Raw genomic sequence first — 17,750 nt, 5'->3', positions numbered from 1 at the left:
CGCCCCGAGCGCCCGCGCCCTGCACGGCGCGCGCCGCGATCAGCGGCCCGGCGCCCGGCGCGGCCCCGCACGCCAGCGACGCGGCGCCGAACAGCGCGAACCCGGCGAGCGTCATCCGGCGGCGCCCGATCCGGTCGCCGAGCGCGCCGCCCGCCGGCAGCAGCCCCGCGATCGCGACCGCGTAGCCGTCCACGACGCCCTGCAGCCCGGGCAGGCCGGTGCCCAGGGCCCGGCCGATTCCGGGCAGCGCGACGTTGACGATCGTCACGTCCAGCAGCACCAGGAACATCCCGGCGCACAGGACCGCCAGCGCCGCGCCGCGCCGGGGCGCCGGACCCGCGCCGCCTGCGCCGGGACGGCCGGCGGTGCCGGTCGTGGAGGTGTCCATGGCTCCACCGTGGGCCCCGGACGTTTCGCCGCGGCCCGAACCGTCCCCGCCGGCCCGGCGACCGGGAGGTGCGCGGGGGACGGGTCAGACGAGGCCGGCGTCGTGGACCAGCAGCGCGACCTGGGTGCGGTTGTCCAGGTCCAGCTTGGTCAGCACGCTCGACACGTGCGCCTTCACCGTCGCCACGCTCATGAACAGCTCCGCCGCGATGTCGGCGTTGGAGCGGCCCCGCGCGACCTCCAGCGCCACCTCGTTCTCGCGGGGGCTGAGCCGGGCGAGCGCCGCGCGGGCCCGCTGGTGCGCGCCCGCCTCGGTCGCGGCGCGGTCCATCAGGCGGCGGGTGACGCTCGGCGACAGGATCGGGTCGCCGGCGGCGACCCGCTGCACCGCGTCGACGATCGCGCCGGGCGGGGTGTCCTTCAGCAGGAACCCGCCGGCGCCGGCGCGCAGCGCGCGCAGGATGTCCTCGTCGGAGTCGAACGTGGTCAGCACGATGACCTCGGGCGGGTTCGGCCGGGCCCGCAGCCGCCGCGTCGCGGTGATGCCGTCCACCTGCGGCATCCGCAGGTCCATCAGGACGACGTCGGGGGCGTGCGCGTCGGCGGCCGCGGGCACCTCGGCGCCGTCGGCGGCCTCGCCGGCGACGGTGAGGCCGCCCGCCCCGTCCAGCATCATCGACAGCCCGGCGCGGACGAGCGCGTCGTCGTCCACGATCAGCACGCGCAGGGGGCGGGTCACGCCGGCCATGGTAGCCGGGCGCGCAGCCGGAACTCGCCCGCGGCGGCCTCGTGGTCCAGGCGCCCGCCCGCCAGCCGGACCCGCTCGGTCAGCCCGACCAGGCCCGTCCCGCTGCCCGGCGGCGGGACGGCGCCGTCCTGCGCCAGCGGGTTGCGGACGTCGACGAGAAGGCCCGCGCCCGGACCGCCCTCCAGGACCACCCGCACCGGCAGGCCCGGCGCGTGCTTGCGGGCGTTGGTCAGCGCCTCCTGCACCACCCGGTAGGCGGCGCGGCCCGCCGCCGGCGGGGCGTCCGCCGCGTCGGCGACCCCGTCGCGCAGCTCCACCCGCCCGCCGGCGGCCCGCGACTCCTCCAGCAGCCGGGGCACGTCGGCCAGCGCGGGCTGCGGCCGGCCCTCCCCGCCGTCCGACCCGTCCCCGTCGGGCTGGTCGGTGCGCAGCAGCAGGATCACCTCGCGGAGCTCCTCCAGGGCCTGGTGCACCCCGGCGCGGACCACCCCGGCGGCCTGCGCGAGCTTGTCCGGCGGCGCGTCCGGCCGGTACTCCAGCGCGCCCGCGTAGGTGGCCAGAAGCGACAGCCGGTGCGCGAGGACGTCGTGCATCTCCCGCGCGATCCGGGTCCGCTCGGCCATCCGCGCCTCGGCGACCCGGCGGCCCTGCTCGGCCTCGGCGCGGCGGGCCCGCTCGCGCAGCGACTCCAGCAGCGCCCGCCGCGCCCGCGCCAGCGCGCCCCAGCCGACCAGCGCGCCGTAGGCGAGCGCGACCAGCAGCACCCACCAGCCGAAGGAGATCCCGCCGCTCGGCCGCCACCACCCCTGCGCGACGTGCGCGGCGACCCCCGCCGCGCCGACCGCCGCCGCCACCGGGAACGGGCGCCACTGCGCGACCTGCAGCACCCCCATGCTCGCCGCCGGCGTCGCCGCCGGGGACAGCACCGCGAGGACGCCCAGCGCCAGCGCGGCCGGCACCGGCCGCCACAGCAGCAGCGGCGCCGCCAGGCACGACACCGCGCCGACCGCCGCGTCCACCGCGAAGCTCCCGCCGGTCCCCGGCCGCCCCCACAGCGTCAGGGCGGTCAGCACGGCCGACACCGCGACCACGATCGCGGCCCCGGCCGCCCTGCCCGGCCGCGGGCCGGCGCCCACCTGCCCGAACGTCACCTCGTCCACCGGGCACAGGCTAGCCGCGGCCCGCCCGGCGGCGGCACCGACCAAAGTCGGTGACCGTCCCTCCCGAGGACGGCCGGGGCCGGGCGGGACCGGTCTGTCCCGGTCGGCCGGTCAGGAATCGAGAAGCGGTTTGTCGGTGGCCGCGGATAGCGTGGCGGCAGGCCGGACCGGCATATCCTTTGCGCCGGCCTGATCGAGCCGGGCGACCTACGGGGGAACGCGGACGCGGCCCCGCCAACCAGATGGAGACACGATGAGCAAGGCCACGACGACGGACGCCCAGCCTCCGGCGGCGCACGCCGCCGACAGCCACGACCTGATCCGCGTGCACGGGGCGCGCGAGAACAACCTCAAGGACGTCAGCATCGAGATCCCCAAGCGGCGGCTGACGGTGTTCACCGGGGTGTCCGGATCGGGCAAGAGCTCACTGGTGTTCAACACCATCGCCGCCGAGTCGCAGCGGCTGATCAACGAGACCTACAGCACCTTCGTGCAGGGCTTCATGCCGACGCTGGCGCGGCCCGAGGTCGACGTCCTCGAAGGGCTGACCACCGCGATCATCGTCGACCAGCAGCGGATGGGCTCCGACCCCCGCTCCACCGTCGGCACCGCCACCGACGCCAACGCGATGCTGCGCATCCTGTTCAGCCGCCTCGGCAAGCCCTACATCGGCACGGCCAAGGCGTTCTCCTTCAACATCGCCTCCCTCAGCGGCGCCGGCGCCGTCACCGTCGAACGCGGCGGCAAGACCGTGAAGGAGAAGCGCACCTTCACCGTCACCGGCGGCATGTGCCCGCGCTGTGAGGGCCGCGGCGCCGTCACCGACTTCGACCTGACCGCGCTGTACGACGACTCCAAGTCGCTGCGCGAGGGCGCGCTCACCATCCCCGGCTACAGCATGGACGGCTGGTACGGCCGCATCTTCATGGGGTCGGGGTTCTTCGACCCCGACAAGCCGATCCGCGAGTTCACCGGCGAGGAGCTGCACGACCTCCTCCACAAGGACACGACCAAGATCAAGGTCGACGGCATCAACGTCACCTACGAGGGCCTGATCCCGCGGATCCGCAAGTCGTTCCTCGCCAAGGACCGGGAGGCGATGCAGCCGCACATCCGCGCGTTCGTCGACCGGGCGATCACCTTCACCGCCTGCCCCGACTGCGGCGGCACCCGGCTCACCGAGGCCGCCCGCTCGTCCAAGATCAAGGGGATCAGCATCGCCGACGCCTGCGCGATGCAGATCAGCGACCTCGCCGAGTGGGTGCGGGAGCTGGACGAGCCGTCGGTCGCGCCGCTGCTGACCACGCTGCAGCACACCCTCGACTCGTTCGTGGAGATCGGGCTCGGCTACCTCAGCCTCGAACGCCCGTCCGGCACCCTGTCGGGCGGCGAGGCGCAGCGCACCAAGATGATCCGCCACCTCGGGTCCTCGCTCACCGACGTCACCTACGTCTTCGACGAGCCGACGATCGGGCTGCACCCCCACGACATCCAGCGGATGAACGGCATGCTGCTGCAGCTGCGCGACAAGGGCAACACCGTCCTGGTCGTCGAGCACAAGCCGGAGGCGATCGCGGTCGCCGACCACGTCGTCGACCTCGGCCCGCGCGCCGGCACCGAGGGCGGCGAGGTGATGTTCGAGGGGACCGTCGAGGGCCTGCGCGCCAGCGGCACCCTCACCGGCCGGCACCTGGACGACCGCGCCGCCCTCAAACCGGCGGTGCGCACCCCGTCCGGCGCGCTGGAGATCCGCGGCGCCGCCACCCACAACCTGCAGGACGTCGACGTCGACATCCCCCTCGGCGTGCTCGTCGTCGTCACCGGCGTCGCCGGGTCGGGCAAGAGCTCGCTGATCAACGGGTCGGTGGCCGGCCGGGACGGGGTGGTGACCGTCGACCAGGCCCCCATCAAGGGGTCGCGGCGCAGCAACCCGGCCACCTACACCGGGCTGCTCGACCCGATCCGCAAGGCGTTCGCCAAGGCCAACGGGGTCAAGCCGGCGCTGTTCAGCGCCAACTCCGAGGGCGCCTGCCCCAACTGCAAGGGCGCCGGCGTCGTCTACACCGACCTGGCGATGATGGCGGGCGTCGCCACCACCTGCGAGGAGTGCGAGGGCAAGCGGTTCCAGGCGGCGGTGCTGGAGCACCACCTCGGCGGCCGCGACATCGCCGAGGTGCTGGCGATGCCGGTGACCGAGGCCGAGGAGTTCTTCGGCGCCGGCGACGCGCGGATCCCCGCCGCCCACAAGATCCTGCAGCGGATGGCCGACGTCGGGCTCGGCTACCTGCGGCTCGGCCAGCCGCTCACCACCCTGTCGGGCGGCGAGCGGCAGCGCCTCAAGCTCGCCACCCACATGGGCGACAAGGGCGGCGTCTACGTCCTGGACGAGCCGACCACCGGGCTGCACCTCGCCGACGTCGAGCAGCTCCTCGGCCTCCTCGACCGGCTCGTCGACTCCGGCAAGTCCGTCATCGTCATCGAGCACCACCAGGCCGTCATGGCGCACGCCGACTGGATCATCGACCTCGGTCCCGGCGCCGGCCACGACGGCGGCCGGATCGTGTTCCAGGGCACGCCCGCCGACCTGGTCGCCGACCGCTCCACCCTCACCGGCCGGCACCTGGCCGCCTACGTCGCCGACTGACCGGGGCGACTGACCGGGGCGGGCCTCGCGCAGGGGGCCGTGTGGCAGGATTTCCCAGGTGAGCAGCAGTACCGATCCGGCGCAGCGCCTGCGCGACCTGGCGCGGCTGCGCCGGGTCCGCGACCGGATCGACCGCGAGTACGCGGAGCCGCTGGACGTCGAGGCGCTCGCCCGCGGCGTCCACATGTCCGCCGGGCACCTCAGCCGCCAGTTCCGCCTCGCCTACGGCGAGTCGCCCTACGGGTACTTGATGACGCGGCGGATCGAGCGGGCGATGGCGCTGCTGCGCCGCGGCGACCTCAGCGTCACCGAGGTGTGCTTCGCCGTCGGCTGCTCCTCCCTGGGGACCTTCAGCACCCGCTTCACCGAACTGGTCGGGATGCCGCCCAGCGCCTACCGGCGCCGCGCGGCGCACACGCCGGGTACTTCGGGCGCCGTGCCAGGCCCGGCGGCGGGTGCGGTGCCGGGCACGGTGGCGGGGATGCCGGTCGGCATGCCGTCGTGCCTGGAGAAGCAGGTGACCAGGCCCCTCAGGACCCGGTGACCGCCGGGCGGCATCTCCTCACCGCGGCGGCTCCGGGGCGGCCGCGCCGAGCACCCGCAGCACGCTGGTGTGAAGGGCGTGCCCGGCGTCCCGGTCCGACATCCGCCCGGCCGCGCGCTCCTCGCCGGCGGCGTGGGCGAGCCGGACGGTGACCGAGACCAGCCAGTCCAGCGGGAGCCGGTCGTCGAACTCCCCGCTGCGCCGGCCCCGCTCGACCACCCGCGCGATCCGGTCGGTGATCGGCGCGTGCCGGTCGCGGTCGGCCTGCGCGCCGACCGGCAGCTCGCCGATCCGCCGCAGCAGCGCGGGGGAGCGGCGGGCCGCGCGCTCGGCGGCGTCGAGCACGCGCAGCAGGGCGCCGGCGGCCGGCCCGTCGTCGGGGCCGGCGGCGTCCATCGCGGCGGCGACCTCCTCGGTGATCCGCTCGACGACGCCCAGCAGCAGCTGCTCGCGCGAGGAGAAGTGGGCGTAGACGGTCTGGCGGGTCACGCCCGCCGCGGCGGCGATCGCCTCCAGGCTCGCGTCGGGCCGCTCGTCCAGGAGCCGTACGGCGGCGTCCAGGATGGCGGCCCTGCTGCGGCGTGCGTCGGCGCGGCGGCGGGGAGCCGGGGAGGAAGCCATCTCTTACATCTTGTCAGAATTATCGGCCGATGTATATCTTACAGCGCGTAAGAGTTATCGTTCCTCGACCAGCGGAGCATCATGCGCGCACTCGCCGGCACCGACCCGGAGCGGTTCATCGCCGACTTCTTCACCTCCTTCACCCGGGACCTGCTGGACGGCGACGACGATCCGGCCGCGATCGTCGACCGCTACCACACCCCCGACATCGTCCAGGTCGCCGACGGCCACCGGATGGACCGCGACAAGCTCATCGCCCACACCCGGCCCGTCCGCAAGAACCGGCCCGACGGCCGGGTCGAGGTGCACGACGCCATCGCCGACGGCGACCGGATCGCCGCCCGCTACACCCTGCACGTCCGCCAGCGCGGCAAGGACCTGCGGATCGAGGTCTGCTTCTTCGGCCGGTTCGCCGACGACGGGCGGATGCGCGCGGCGCACATGCTCACCCGCTCCGTCCCCGCCGACCAGGAGGCGCCGGCGTGACCGCCGGCTACACCGTCGCCGGCATGGCCTGCGGGCACTGCGCCGACGCCGTCACCGAGGAGATCGAGCGCATCGCCGGCGTCACCGCCGTGACGGTGGACGTCGGCGCCGGCCGCGTCACCGTGACCAGCGACGGGCCGCTCGACATCGCCGACGTGCGCGCCGCGGTCGAGGAGGCGGGCTACGAACTCACCGGCGCCGACGCCTAGACGCTCCGCCAGGGCCGGGCGGCCCCGGCCGAGCCCCAGCGGGAAAACCGGTTGAGCGTCCCGTCCGCGGGCCCGTAGGTTGCCTGCGGCCCATCTCCGTGAGGACAGAGGACGACACCGCGTGACCCCGCCTGCTCTTTAGACCTGACACCTTCTTCCGCTCACCTGTAGCCGACGCTCCCGTCGGTTCCGCCGGGCTGCCCTCGCGCGCCCGGCCGCTACAGCGTCCGAGGCCGCGCGCAATCGACCTCGTGTCAGGTCAAGAGAGTCCATGTCTTCACAACCTCATACCGTGCTGCCCTGGGTCGTCCGCCGGACCAGGCTGCCGCTGCTGTCGCTGCGGTGCCCCGGCTGCGGGTCGGAAACGGCCACCACCGGCGAGGGCAGGTTCCGCGTCAACGCCAACGGCAGGCTGCTGGACGTGTGGCTGCTGGTCCGCTGCGTGACCTGCGACCGCACGATCAAGCTCACCGTGCACGAGCGGGTCCCGGTCGGCTCCCTCGCCGCCGCCGACCTGGACGGCTACCGCGCCAACGATCCGGGGCTGGTGGCGTCCAGGCTGCTGGACCCGCTGCTCGCCCGCCGCAACCGCTTCACCCTGGACTGGACGGGCGCCTGGCGGCTGCACACCCCGCCGGAACGGCCCGACCGGGCGTGGCCGGTCCAGGTGCGGGTCGCCTTCGACGATCCCGTGCCGGTGCGGCCGGAACGGCTCATCGCGCACGGGCTCGGCCTCAGCAGGAACGAGGTCCGGCGCCGGATCAAGTCCGAGACCCCGCTGCGCCGCCCGACGAGCACCGGGTTCACCTTCACCGTGCTGGCCGGGGACTAGCGGGACCGCGGCCGCGGCGGGACGGTCGTCCCGCCGCGGCCGCACCGCCTCCCGGCCGGCAGTCCCCTGGCCGGCCCTGCTCCTGGGAAGCGCCGCCGGTCAGCGGGCCTCGCCGGCGGCGGGGGCGGTGTCCGCGACCACGCAGCCGTCGTCGTGGAGGTGCTGCGGAACGACCGCGCTCTCGGCGAGGCGCCGGTAGTCGGGGCACTGGGTGAAGTCGTCGGCTCCGCACCGCATGAGGTGCTCGATGAGCGCCTTGGAGGCCGCGATCTCGTGAAGGCGGCGCTCCAGTTCCGCGTGGTGCCGCTCCAGCAGCGCCCGCCGCTCGTCCCGTCCCGAGACGGTGAGGACGTCGCGGATCTGCTCCAGGCTCATCCCCGCCGCCTTCGCGCGGATGATCGTCATCACGCGGACGACGTGGTCGCGGGTGTAGCGGCGGCGGCCGTTGACCCGGGCCGCCGGGGTCAGCAGGCCCATCGCCTCCCAGTGGCGCAGGACGTGCGCGGCGAGGCCGAACTGCTCGGCGAGCTCCCCGATCCGCATCGAGTCACTTGACTTCATGTTGACATTAACTTGCAGAATCGGCCGCACGTCAAGGGACGACCGATCAATGGAGGCAGGACATGTTCGACGTCGCCATCGTGGGCGGGGGCCCGGCCGGTGCGGCCGCCGCGCTGGCCCTCGGCCGGGTCCACCGGCCGGTGCTGCTGATCGACGGCGGGGAGGGCCGCAACGCCGCCGCCGACAACGTGCACAACTTCCTTACCCGGGACGGCACGCCCCCCGCGGAGTTGCGCCGCCTCGTCCGCGAGGAACTGGCCGCCTACCCGGCCGTGCGGACCGGGACGGGGACCGTCACCGACGTCCGCCCGATCGACGGGCTCGGCTTCCACCTGGAGCTGTCCGGCGGCGGTACCGCGTCCGCGCGGCGCCTCCTGCTGGCCACCGGCCTGGCCGACGACGTCCCCGGCCCGCGCGGCGCCGAGGAGATGTGGGGCCGTTCGGCGTTCCACTGCCCCTACTGCCACGGCTACGAATGCACCGGCAAAAAGGTCGCCGTGCTCGGCGCGCAACCCGCCCGCGTGCGGCTGGCGCTGCAGCTGAGCCGCTTCGCCGGCCACGTCGCCCTGTGCACCGGCGGCGAGCCGCTCGACCCGGCGGCGCAGGCCACGCTGCGCAAGCACGGCGTCGCCGTGCACTGCGAACCCGTCGCCCGGCTGGAGGGCACCGACGGCCGCCTGGAGCAGATCGTCTTCGACGACGGCACGTCCCTGGCCCGGGAGGCGGTGTTCGTCGTCAGCGTGCCGCGCCAGCGCTCCGACCTCGCCGAACGCCTGGGCTGCGCGTCCTTCGCCGACGGGTGCGTGGAGGTCGACGAGTTCGCCCGCACCAGCGTCCCCGGCGTGTACGCGGCCGGTGACATGGCGCGGCGGGCCAGCGTGCCGATGCCGATGGCCGCGGTCATCGCCGCGGCGGCGAGCGGCACCGTCGCCGCGGCCGTCCTCGACCAGGACCTGCTCAGCGCCGACTTCGGCCTGCCGGACCCGCTCGCGCGGGCGAGGGGCTGAACCGTGGTGTCCGCGGAACCCGACAAGACCGCCTCCGCCGCCCCGGAAAAGCGCGGCGGGAACGTGCCGCTCGCCACGGCCGGCCTGCTGATCGGCATGCTGCTGTCGGTCCTGGACCAGACCGTGGTGGCCATCGCCCTGCCCGACATCGCCGCCGACCTGGGCGGCATGGACTCCATCGGCTGGATCGTCACCTCCTACGTACTGGCCTCGACCGCGACCGGCGCGCTCTACGGCCGCGTCAGCGACCGCTTCGGGCGGCGCCCGGTGTTCCTCACCGCCGTCGCCGCCTTCATCGCGGGCTCCGCGCTGTGCGGCCTGGCCCAGACCACCCCCCAGCTGATCGCCGCGAGGACCTTCCAGGGCATCGGCGCCGGAGCGCTGTTCGTGCTGCCCACGATCGCGCTGTCGGAGCTGTACCCGCAGCGGCTGCGCGGCAGGGTCCAGGGCTTCACCGGCGGCGTCTTCGCACTGGCCAGCGTGGGCGGCCCGCTCGCCGGCGGCGCGATCACCGACGCCTGGGGCTGGCGCTGGATCTTCTACGTCAACCTGCCGCTCGGCCTGCTCGCCATGGCGGCCACCGCGCTCGCCCTGCGGCTGCCCAGACCGGGCGGCGGCGGCAGAGTCGACCTGCCCGGCGCCGCGCTGATCGCGGGCGCGGTGGTGAGCCTGCTTCTGGTCGCCGAATGGGGCGGCCGCACCCACGGCTGGACGTCCGGGACGATCCTCGCGCTGATCGGCGCGGTGGCGGCGCTGGCGGTGCTGTTCGCGTGGTGGGAAGGCCGCGCGTCCAACCCGCTGCTGCCGCTGCGGCTGTTCGCCGACCCCGTCCTGCGCGTCGTGCTCCCCGCCACCGCGCTGTTGGGCGCGCTGCTCGGCGGCTCGATCGTCTACCTGCCCACCTACCTTCAGGCCGCGTACAGGATGGGAGCCACCGAGGCGGGCCTGGCACTCAACCCCTACGTCCTGACGTTCATGGCGGTCTCCTCCCTCGCCGGCGCCCGCATCGGCGCGAGCGGCCGCTACAAGCCCTACCTGCTCACCGGCTCGGCGATCGCGGTACTGGGGTTCGTGCTGCTGAGCCGCCTCACCCCCGGCACCCCCTACGCCGTGCTGGCCGTGGAGATCGCGGTGCTGGGCTTCGGGTTCGGGCTGCTGATGCAGAACCTGGTGGTCGTCGCGCAGAACGCCGTCTCGGCCGCGGACCTGGCCGCCACGACCTCCGCCGCGGTGTCCGTGCGCGGGCTGGGGCTGTCGCTCGGCGTCTCGGTCTTCGGAACCCTGCTGGCCCGGGAGACGCAGGGCCGGGCCCCGGGCCCGGAGGCGACCACGGCCGCCATCCCCGACGTCCTGTTCTGGGGGGCGCCGGCCGCCGCCGTCCTGCTGGCGCTGATGGCACTGCTGCCCCGCGGACCCGAGCAGCCGGCCGCGGCGCAATCGGCGGCCAGAACACCCGCCGACGCAGCACCGTGACCGCCGCGCCCGGGACCCGCACGGGCTCCTCGCCCTGACCCTGTTTCCAAGGTGGCCCGGCCCCTAGCCGGGCCACCTTGGGGCGCCGGAGCCGGGTGCCCGGCCGGGATGGGCCGAAAGGGGCGAGTCATGGGGCCAGCCGGGCGACTGCTCCGGTTTCCAGGGCAGTCCACAGGGCGCCGTCCGGGCCCACGGTGATGCCGTGGGGTTCCGATGCCGGGGTGGGCAGGTCGTATTCGGTGATCACACCGATGGGGGTGATGCGTCCAACACGGTTCGCACCCCACTCGGTGAACTAGCACTCTCCGGAGGGCGCCGCGGTGATGGCGTGGGGTTTGGCGCCCCGATCGGGGAGCGGGAACTCCCGGACCGAGCCGTCAGCACCGAGCCTGCCGATCTGCCCCGCGGCGATCTTCACGAACCACACCGCGTCGTCGGCGCCGTGCGTGATGCCCACGGGTGCGGCGTCAGCGGTGGGCAGCCTGTTCAGGGTCACTTCGCCGTCGAGACCGATACGGCCGATGGCGTTGGCCTGGTTGAGGGTGAACCACAGCGCCCCGCCCGGACCCGCGGTGATGATGCTCGGTCTGCCCTCCGCGGCACCCGCGGGGTACCGGCTGAGCTCACCCTCGACGGTCAGGCGGGCGATCTCGCCGCTGTGGACCAAGGTGAGCCACAACGCGCCATCGGGCCCGGTCACGATGCCGTAGGGCCGGCCTTCGCATCCGCGACCGAGAACTCCCGAACCGACTGGTGGTGCTGCATTTCTGTGTCCTTTCCAGTGCCGGGGCTTGCCCGGTGTCAGGAGCTCGCGGGCCGGGGGAGGCGGCGCACCAGGTCGACGATGATCGCGGCCAGGCCGGCGGGCTGTGTCATCGGCACGTTGTGGTTGCCCGCGATCTCGACCAGCCTGCGGTCGGGAGCGGCATCGACCACGGCACGCACCTCGTCGCGGCCAGCGTCGTGGCGATGTGGGTTCCAGGGGGCCCGCCACGGCGGGCGTCCTCCAGGGAGTTAATGAGTTGCCTCGCCTGGGTGCCGACGGCACAGTGTCGACGATGTTGGGAAGGCGGATCGAGTGGACGACATGGTCCGCCAACTCGAGGCCGCCGACGCCACCGGGATCGCCGCGGCAGGCTGATCACTCCGCCGGATTCTCGCCCTCCCCTTGCGGGCCCGCCCAGCCACAGGCTTCGGCGATGGCAGCCGGATCCCAATAGAAGGGACGGCATTCGAGCATGCGCCCGTCCTTGACGGTGATCAGCTGCAAGATCAGCGTCTCCACCTCGCGGCCGGTGGCCCGGGCACGGAATCGGACCCGATTGCGCACCACCAAGGTGTCGCCATCGCCCCAGTGCTGCTGGTCCAGAAAGTCCATCGACTCCCAGACCTCACTGAACAGGGCCAGGAACCGCTCCATGCCGTCTCGGCCCCGCCACGTCCCGGTTCCCGTGAACGGCAGGCCCGGAGCCTGGTGCAGCACCACCTCTGGATCCAGGCAAGCGGCGGCCTGCTCGTAGCTCGCCTTGCCGTACCCGCCCGCAGCGACATACGCCGCCTCAGCCGCGTAGAACTTCTCCATCACCGCCCACGCATCACCTGACACGTGCGGGTCTTCCGCCGAAGGTCCCATGGTCGTCACCCGCTCCTCTCAACCAGCGACGCCCTGGAAACCCCGTCCCACCGGACTTGGTTGCAGTCGGCCGACGACCAACCGCTGCCGGCCTGATGCGGCGGGAGGACTCGCTGAACACCGACACTGAGCTGCGTCGCCCGGAGGGGGCGCTCACTGATCTTTGGTGCTGGGGGTGCGGTGTCCGGCGAGGATGCGGGTGAGGTCGGTGACGGGGGAGGAGGCGAGCTTGTGGTTGGTGTCGTCGTAGCCGCGGGTGGTGCGGGGGTCGGCGTGCCCGGCCAGATCCTGGACCTTGGCGAGCGGGACGTCGTTGCCGAGCAGGGTGGTGATGACGGTGCGGCGGCCGCTGTGCGGGCTGAGCCGGGACGCGTTCGGCAGCCCGGCCGACCGAGCCGACCGGCGCAGGATGTTGGTGACGTCGCGCTGGGTGAGGCGCTTGCCGCCGGACTTGGCCCGGTCGTAGGGGTGCGGGGTGGTGACCAGCAGCGGCCCGGGCGGGCGGACGCCGTCCGGGTGCCGTCCGGCGCGGACGGCGAGGTAGGCGTCCAGGACGCGGCAGAGTTCGCCGTCCAGGCGGACGTAGTCGCGGCCGTCGGGTCCCTTGCCCTTGGCGCGGTATCGCAGCACCCGGTATCCGGCCTCGGTGTCCAGGTCCGCAAGGTCGGCGCCGGTGATCGCCGAGACGCGTAGCGCGGTGTAGAACAGCAGCGCGATCACGGCCGCGTCGCGCCAGGCCGCCTCGGTGCCCAGTGCGGCGGCGCGGCCCTCCGCGGTGTCGAGCAGCCGCGCGGTCTCGGAGGGGCTGAGGGTGGGGGCCTTGCGGGCGGACGCGGCGATCTGCGCGCTGCTCGGCCGCCTGACCAGCAGGGTCGGGTTGCGCTCGGTGACGTCGTTGGACTGCAGGTAGGTGTACCAGGACGACACCGCCGCGAGGCGCCGTGCGTGGGTGGCGGCGCTGGGCGGTCGGGACCGGCCGTTGACGGTGACGGTCATGGACGCCGACCAGTCGTCGATGTCGGCGCGCCGTGCCGTCCGCGGGTCCAGCCCGGTGCGCGCGCAGTAGTCCAGCCAGCCGGCCAGGTCGCGGTAGTAGCCGCGGCGGGTGGCGTCGCTGCGCTGGCCGCGCAGCCAGGCTGCGGTCAGCAGCCGCAGGCCGTAGCGGTCGCCGGGATCGTCGGGCGGCAGCGCGGGCAGCAGCGCCACGGCCTGCGCGAACGGGTCGGAGGGAGCGAACGCATCCGCGTCTTCCACACCGTCTCCGGGTGCCGCGCCGACCACCGGCCCGACAAGCGTGACGACTTCAGGCTCTCGCGCCGGTGGCACCGGCGTCGCGCTCATGCGCGCGGCCGTCGGCGGCTCGTGGGGGCCTTCCCGCTCATATGTCTCCGCCTTCCGTCTTCTACCGCTCCCGTCGGCCCGGCGGCCTCGAACCGAGGGTCGCATGGGCGTGTCCTCGGTCGCGCATGGCGCCGCTCGTCTCGTGCGGTGATCGCTCCCGGCGGCCGCCCGGGGGCATGATCACCAGGATAAGCGTGATTATCCCGGAGCCTCAACTGGAACCGATTAAGCGTTGCGCGTTCCGCGTTAATATTTACGCGTTGTGTGCAGCGAAATATCCCTATGATGGGCGGGTGAGCAGCCAGACGAGCAGCCAGAACAGCGCCACCGACGAGCCCGCGGACACCACCGCGGCGGCCGAGCCGACCGCCGCACCGCCGACGCTCCCGCAGGCGGCAACGAGCGCGACCATCCCTGCGGGCTCAGCGGCCGGAGGACCGCCCGTAGGGGAAGGCGCCCTCACAGCCGCCGCGGCCGACCCCGCAAGCGACGCCGGACCCAGTCCTGAACCCGCCGACGGCAGAGAAGCCGCAGAAGAGGCACCGGCGCCCGCAGCGGGGGAGTGCGCGCTGGCCGGCTGCACCGAACCGCTTCCGGTGCGCGGCCGGGGGCGGCCCGCCAAGTACTGCAGCAAGGCCCACGCCGACCAGGCCAGCCGGGACCGGCGCGCGGCCGACGCCGCCGCGGTCGACGAGCCGCTCCGCCAGGCCGAGGCGCTCGCCCACCGGGTGCCGGCGGCCATCGGCGCCCTTCAGAGCCAGCTGGCCGAACTGCAGGAGTTCCTCGCCGCGGCCCAGGAAGGAGCACTGTCTCGGGTGCGGCGGGCCGAGGCCGAGGCGACCGCCGCGGCGCAGGCCGAAGCCGACGCCGACGTCCGCGCCCTGGCCGCCGACAAGGCGCGCGAGGAAGCGGTCGCCGCCGCCGAGGCCGCCTGCGCAGCCCAGCGGGCCGTCGAGCAGGCCGCGGCACGCGACCGCGCCGACCTGGAGCGGGTGCGCGCCGACACCGCCGAGATGGTCGCCGCGCACCGGCAGGCCCGCGACGCGGCCCGCGACGCGCAAACCGCCGCCGAGACCGCCCGCGACGCCAAGGCCGCCGAGCTCCACGAAACCCGCAACACCCATGAGGTGGAGCTTCGCCGACTGGAGACCGCCGCCCGCGTCCAGGCCGACCGGATGCAGACCCTCCAAGCCGAGCTGGCGCGGACCACCGCGGCGCTGGCGGCGGTCCGGGAGGCGCTGGCGGTCGCCCAGGGTGAGGCGCGCAACCAGCAGACCAGGGCCGAGGCCGCCGAGCAGGCGCGCGACGACGCGATGCGGCACGGGCGCGAGGCCGCCGCCCGCGCCGACGCGCTGGAGGCCCGGCAGCGGGACCTGCGGGCCGCCGCCGAGGAGGCCGCCACCGGACAGGCCGCCGCGCAGCGGGCCCTCGCCTCCTGCCAGGCCCTGCGCGACCGGCTCGAAACCGACCTGGCGGCCGCCCGCGCCGACGCTGCGGCGCAACGTGAACGCGCCACCCGCACGGAGGCCGCGGCCGGCCAGGTCGGCAGCGGCCCCGAGCACCAAAGCGGACCCGCCGACGGCGAGCCAGACGACACCGGCACCCCTCCCCGAACAACCTGAGTTGGAGAAGCTGTCCTTTCGACGATGCCGACCGCGGCCGATGACCAAGCGGCGGAGCGGGGCCAGTCGGCTGGGGGCGTGCTGCAGGTGACCACGGCGCATCCGCCAGGTAGTCCAGCACCTCGGCCGGCACGTCCAGCGGTATCGGGTTCGCCCAGGCGCTGGGCGGCGGATGGTCGCCGCGATCGGCCGGATCCGGCGATGTCAGGGGGCGGCCGCGGGTGCATCTTCACCGCTACGCTGCCCACGACTGGCATGGCAGGACGGGGGTTGTATGAAGTCCCAGGGTGACTGGGCAGGATCGGTGGCTGGCCATCGTCACGACCGATTCAACGAACTATGTGTGGTTACGCCGGTTGAGGCGTCCGGGCACAGCTGGGGTGGCCCTTTTCGTGCTGTGGCCAGCGATGGCCGGGACTACTTCGTCAAATGCCTGCAGGCCTGCCCGCCGGAGCAGGGAGCCTCACTCGCGATTGAACTCGTGGTGTCGCAGGCGGGAGCAATGATCGGTGCGCCGGTCTGCGCGACGAGTCTGATCCGCATCCCGCCGGAGTTGGCCGGGTGGGAACGCCGCCCTGGGCAGCCGCTTGAACCGGGGTTGGCGCACGCCAGCCTTGCTGTAGAGCGGGTCGAGGAAGTCCGTGACGGGCTCGGATGGCGTGAACGCGACGACAACCCCTGCCGGCATGCCGGGGTGTACGCGCTCTACGACTGGTGCTTCGGCTGGGACGAGCAATGGCTGTACGACATCGACCACGACCGGACGCTGTACAGTCACGACCATGGCCTGTACCTGCCGCCCGGCGGCCGCGGATACTGGACCCGAACCGGTCTCCAGGCCATGGTGGACAAGGCTCATCAGCTACCGGACCCACCAGTCGGTCTCAATGCCGACGCGGTCCGCCAGGTGGCGGACAAGCTCGATCACATCGACCAAGCTAATCTCGTTATGGTGCTGCGATCTGTGCCATCGTCGTGGCCGGTGAGCGATCAAGATTTAGAGGATCTCGGCTGGTTCCTGCAACAGCGGGCACCGGCCGTCGCCGCCAGGATGAGGGCGCTGGTGGAGGACTGATGGGCTGATGAATCGCTACCTATACAGCCTGGTGCGCTGCGTACCCAACCCACGCACTGGCGAGTTCGTGAACTACGGTGCCATCGTGGGCGATCCCTCCACTGGGGACTGGTCGGTCCGCCAGGTCAGCAACGAACGCCATGTGCAAAGGCTCGCCGACCGCGCGACCCGCGACGCCGCCCACGACCTGCTTTCCGATGTCGGCGAACGTATCGAGGCCGAGCGGCTGCAGGCGGAGACGGCCGGGCCGACGAGCCTGACCGAAGAATGGCTGCAGGCGCTCTATCATGACCATCGCAGCGTCGTGCAACTCTCACCACCAACCCCCATCGTTGCTGATAGCGCGGAAGCTGCACTGGACATCGTGTTCAAGCAGATGATCATCGATCCTGTGGTGAACCGTCCGCGGAGTCAGATCACCAAGACGCGGGTGCTGGCCGAACTGCGGGACGCCTACCGCAACGCCGCGATCCAACGCCATCTGCTACGGGAGCGATCGGACCTGTTCGTCGGGTCGTACGTGCACACCTTGGTCGACTTCGCCATCGGGAACGGCAGCGTGGTGCAACTGACCCAAGGGTGGTCGTTCCAGCGCAGCAGCCTGGAGGAGATGGCCACCGAGGTCAAGGCATGGGGGTACGCGCTGGGGCGCCTTCGCTCAGGGGAAGAAGAGGCACGTGTCATGGGCGCCCACCACGCCAGCCGAATCGAGCGCGACGTGGACGTCGAGGTCGTGATCGCGCCCCCCACTACCCCGGGCCAGCAGCAGGTCTTTGAAGAAGCTGGGCAGGTCTTTGACCAGGTCGGAGCCCGTGTCAGTACCCTCGACGACGTTGAGGCGGTGGGAACGCGGGCAGCCGAACTGCTGGATCGACAGCAGTGACTCACTGCTTCAGCCGTAATTCGTGATCTATTTGCCTGGTTTGCTTTGTCGTCGGTGATGGCGGCCTTGGGTTTTCTGATGATCGAGGAGACGCCAGGTGTCCGACACCGTCGTTGAGGACGAGTCAATGGAGTAGCCGGTCCAAGGCCCTTCGGGCGTGGCCTCGGACGAGCAGCTGATCTCGATGCTGGTGGAGCGCGCTCGGGCCCAAGGGCTGAGTTCCAGGAGCAAGTCGCCGCCGGCCGTCCCCTCAGGCGCGAGGTTGCGCCACCGGCGGCCGCCGAGGCCGCCGGATGTCGGGGTCTTGCTGCTTGCCTATGGTTTGCCGGCGCGGCGGCGGTGGCCGGTCAGGTCGGTTGCTTTGATCAGCTTCTCGGGTGCTGATGGGGCGCGCCACAGTTGGACTAGGTGCTGCTCGTCGGTACCGGCGTCGCGGGCTTGGACGCTTACCCGGGTCCGGTACATGCACGTGGACGGCCAGACCCGGTCGAACTCGATCAGGGTGACGGCCTGGTGTCCGGGGG

At 73.2% G+C, this 17,750-nt stretch carries 21 protein-coding genes and 1 pseudogene; 10 read left to right on the top strand and 12 right to left on the bottom strand.

The window, feature by feature from the left end; translation table 11 throughout:
* The 3 genes from ETD96_RS22780 to ETD96_RS22770 all read right to left on the bottom strand — a co-directional run.
* Positions 1 to 388, bottom strand: a 388-nt coding sequence (locus ETD96_RS22780; RefSeq protein ID WP_138638501.1) for an MFS transporter, incomplete at its 3' end; no start/stop codon positions are given.
* 84 nt (positions 389 to 472) lie between these two features.
* Positions 473 to 1,135 (bottom strand): response regulator, encoded by a 663-nt coding sequence (locus tag ETD96_RS22775; protein WP_138638500.1) that lies wholly within the window; start codon positions 1,133 to 1,135, stop codon positions 473 to 475.
* A complete protein-coding gene (locus ETD96_RS22770; RefSeq protein WP_478209492.1) occupies positions 1,123 to 2,286 on the bottom strand; it encodes a sensor histidine kinase in 1,164 nt (387 codons plus the stop codon). The genes ETD96_RS22775 and ETD96_RS22770 overlap by 13 nt, the downstream gene beginning before the upstream one ends.
* Before the next feature lie 262 nt (positions 2,287 to 2,548).
* On the opposite strand from ETD96_RS22770, the gene ETD96_RS22765 reads away from it, so the two are divergent.
* Positions 2,549 to 4,939 carry an ATP-binding cassette domain-containing protein gene (locus tag ETD96_RS22765; protein WP_138638498.1) on the top strand — a complete coding sequence of 797 codons (2,391 nt, stop codon included), beginning with the start codon at positions 2,549 to 2,551 and terminating at the stop codon, positions 4,937 to 4,939.
* A 58-nt stretch (positions 4,940 to 4,997) separates the two neighbouring features.
* Positions 4,998 to 5,483: a helix-turn-helix transcriptional regulator gene (locus ETD96_RS22760; RefSeq protein WP_138638497.1), complete on the top strand. Its 486-nt coding sequence runs from the start codon at positions 4,998 to 5,000 to the stop codon at positions 5,481 to 5,483.
* An 18-nt stretch (positions 5,484 to 5,501) separates the two neighbouring features.
* Here the strand turns inward: ETD96_RS22760 and ETD96_RS22755 are convergent, their stop codons facing one another.
* Positions 5,502 to 6,104: a TetR/AcrR family transcriptional regulator gene (locus tag ETD96_RS22755; protein ID WP_138638496.1), complete on the bottom strand. Its 603-nt coding sequence runs from the start codon at positions 6,102 to 6,104 to the stop codon at positions 5,502 to 5,504.
* Between the two features lie 81 nt (positions 6,105 to 6,185).
* Between ETD96_RS22755 and ETD96_RS22750 the strand changes: the two genes are divergently transcribed.
* The 3 genes from ETD96_RS22750 (at position 6,186) to ETD96_RS22740 (ending at position 7,631) form a co-directional block, all read left to right on the top strand.
* Complete coding sequence (locus ETD96_RS22750; protein ID WP_138638495.1) at positions 6,186 to 6,590, top strand: nuclear transport factor 2 family protein; 405 nt, start codon at positions 6,186 to 6,188, stop codon at positions 6,588 to 6,590.
* A 23-nt stretch (positions 6,591 to 6,613) separates the two neighbouring features.
* On the top strand, positions 6,614 to 6,799 hold the full coding sequence (locus ETD96_RS22745; protein WP_138638504.1) for a heavy-metal-associated domain-containing protein: 186 nt from the start codon (positions 6,614 to 6,616) through the stop codon (positions 6,797 to 6,799).
* 292 nt (positions 6,800 to 7,091) lie between these two features.
* Positions 7,092 to 7,631 carry a DUF1062 domain-containing protein gene (locus tag ETD96_RS22740; RefSeq protein ID WP_240808038.1) on the top strand — a complete coding sequence of 180 codons (540 nt, stop codon included), beginning with the start codon at positions 7,092 to 7,094 and terminating at the stop codon, positions 7,629 to 7,631.
* 99 nt (positions 7,632 to 7,730) lie between these two features.
* On the opposite strand, the gene ETD96_RS22735 is transcribed toward ETD96_RS22740, so the two are convergent.
* On the bottom strand, positions 7,731 to 8,192 hold the full coding sequence (locus ETD96_RS22735; protein ID WP_240808036.1) for a MerR family transcriptional regulator: 462 nt from the start codon (positions 8,190 to 8,192) through the stop codon (positions 7,731 to 7,733).
* Between the two features lie 62 nt (positions 8,193 to 8,254).
* Here ETD96_RS22735 and ETD96_RS22730 point away from each other — a divergent pair, with 62 nt between their 5' ends.
* Both ETD96_RS22730 and ETD96_RS22725 read left to right on the top strand, forming a co-directional pair.
* Positions 8,255 to 9,199: an NAD(P)/FAD-dependent oxidoreductase gene (locus ETD96_RS22730; RefSeq protein ID WP_138638493.1), complete on the top strand. Its 945-nt coding sequence runs from the start codon at positions 8,255 to 8,257 to the stop codon at positions 9,197 to 9,199.
* Positions 9,200 to 9,202: 3 nt separating this feature from the next.
* Positions 9,203 to 10,672, top strand: coding sequence for an MDR family MFS transporter (locus ETD96_RS22725; protein ID WP_138638492.1), 1,470 nt, complete (start codon positions 9,203 to 9,205; stop codon positions 10,670 to 10,672).
* A 127-nt stretch (positions 10,673 to 10,799) separates the two neighbouring features.
* On the opposite strand, the gene ETD96_RS48180 is transcribed toward ETD96_RS22725, so the two are convergent.
* The 6 genes and pseudogenes from ETD96_RS48180 to ETD96_RS47650 all read right to left on the bottom strand — a co-directional run bounded on the left by ETD96_RS48180 (position 10,800) and on the right by ETD96_RS47650 (position 14,058).
* A complete protein-coding gene (locus ETD96_RS48180; RefSeq protein ID WP_420884775.1) occupies positions 10,800 to 10,865 on the bottom strand; it encodes a hypothetical protein in 66 nt (21 codons plus the stop codon).
* A 3-nt stretch (positions 10,866 to 10,868) separates the two neighbouring features.
* Positions 10,869 to 11,372: pseudogene (locus tag ETD96_RS22720) on the bottom strand (Vgb family protein); the annotation flags it as partial.
* 101 nt (positions 11,373 to 11,473) lie between these two features.
* Positions 11,474 to 11,608, bottom strand: a complete 135-nt coding sequence (locus ETD96_RS47655; RefSeq protein ID WP_274704637.1) for a hypothetical protein — start codon at positions 11,606 to 11,608, stop codon at positions 11,474 to 11,476.
* Between the two features lie 205 nt (positions 11,609 to 11,813).
* Complete coding sequence (locus tag ETD96_RS22710) at positions 11,814 to 12,305, bottom strand: nuclear transport factor 2 family protein (RefSeq protein WP_138638502.1); 492 nt, start codon at positions 12,303 to 12,305, stop codon at positions 11,814 to 11,816.
* A gap of 153 nt (positions 12,306 to 12,458) precedes the next feature.
* Positions 12,459 to 13,559: a tyrosine-type recombinase/integrase gene (locus ETD96_RS22705; protein ID WP_171069180.1), complete on the bottom strand. Its 1,101-nt coding sequence runs from the start codon at positions 13,557 to 13,559 to the stop codon at positions 12,459 to 12,461.
* A 367-nt stretch (positions 13,560 to 13,926) separates the two neighbouring features.
* Positions 13,927 to 14,058, bottom strand: a complete 132-nt coding sequence (locus tag ETD96_RS47650) for a hypothetical protein (RefSeq protein WP_274704636.1) — start codon at positions 14,056 to 14,058, stop codon at positions 13,927 to 13,929.
* Between the two features lie 184 nt (positions 14,059 to 14,242).
* Between ETD96_RS47650 and ETD96_RS22700 the strand changes: the two genes are divergently transcribed.
* From ETD96_RS22700 to ETD96_RS22690, 3 genes are all read left to right on the top strand, one after another.
* The gene (locus ETD96_RS22700) at positions 14,243 to 15,268 is read left to right on the top strand and encodes a coiled-coil domain-containing protein (RefSeq protein WP_138638489.1); all 1,026 of its coding nucleotides are present in this window, start codon (positions 14,243 to 14,245) and stop codon (positions 15,266 to 15,268) included.
* 397 nt (positions 15,269 to 15,665) lie between these two features.
* Positions 15,666 to 16,343, top strand: a complete 678-nt coding sequence (locus tag ETD96_RS22695) for a hypothetical protein (RefSeq protein WP_138638488.1) — start codon at positions 15,666 to 15,668, stop codon at positions 16,341 to 16,343.
* Between the two features lie 7 nt (positions 16,344 to 16,350).
* Positions 16,351 to 17,226 carry a DUF3037 domain-containing protein gene (locus ETD96_RS22690; protein WP_138638487.1) on the top strand — a complete coding sequence of 292 codons (876 nt, stop codon included), beginning with the start codon at positions 16,351 to 16,353 and terminating at the stop codon, positions 17,224 to 17,226.
* 315 nt (positions 17,227 to 17,541) lie between these two features.
* On the opposite strand, the gene ETD96_RS44980 is transcribed toward ETD96_RS22690, so the two are convergent.
* Positions 17,542 to 17,750: hypothetical protein (locus ETD96_RS44980; RefSeq protein WP_205719409.1), on the bottom strand; the 209-nt coding region annotated here is incomplete at its 5' end.

Origin of the sequence: Actinomadura geliboluensis (assembly GCF_005889745.1) — a bacterium.
GTDB classification, from domain to species: Bacteria; Actinomycetota; Actinomycetes; order Streptosporangiales; family Streptosporangiaceae; genus Spirillospora; species Spirillospora geliboluensis.
Note: the sequence above shows the minus strand (reverse complement) of the source record. Positions and strands in the feature narration are given on the sequence as shown.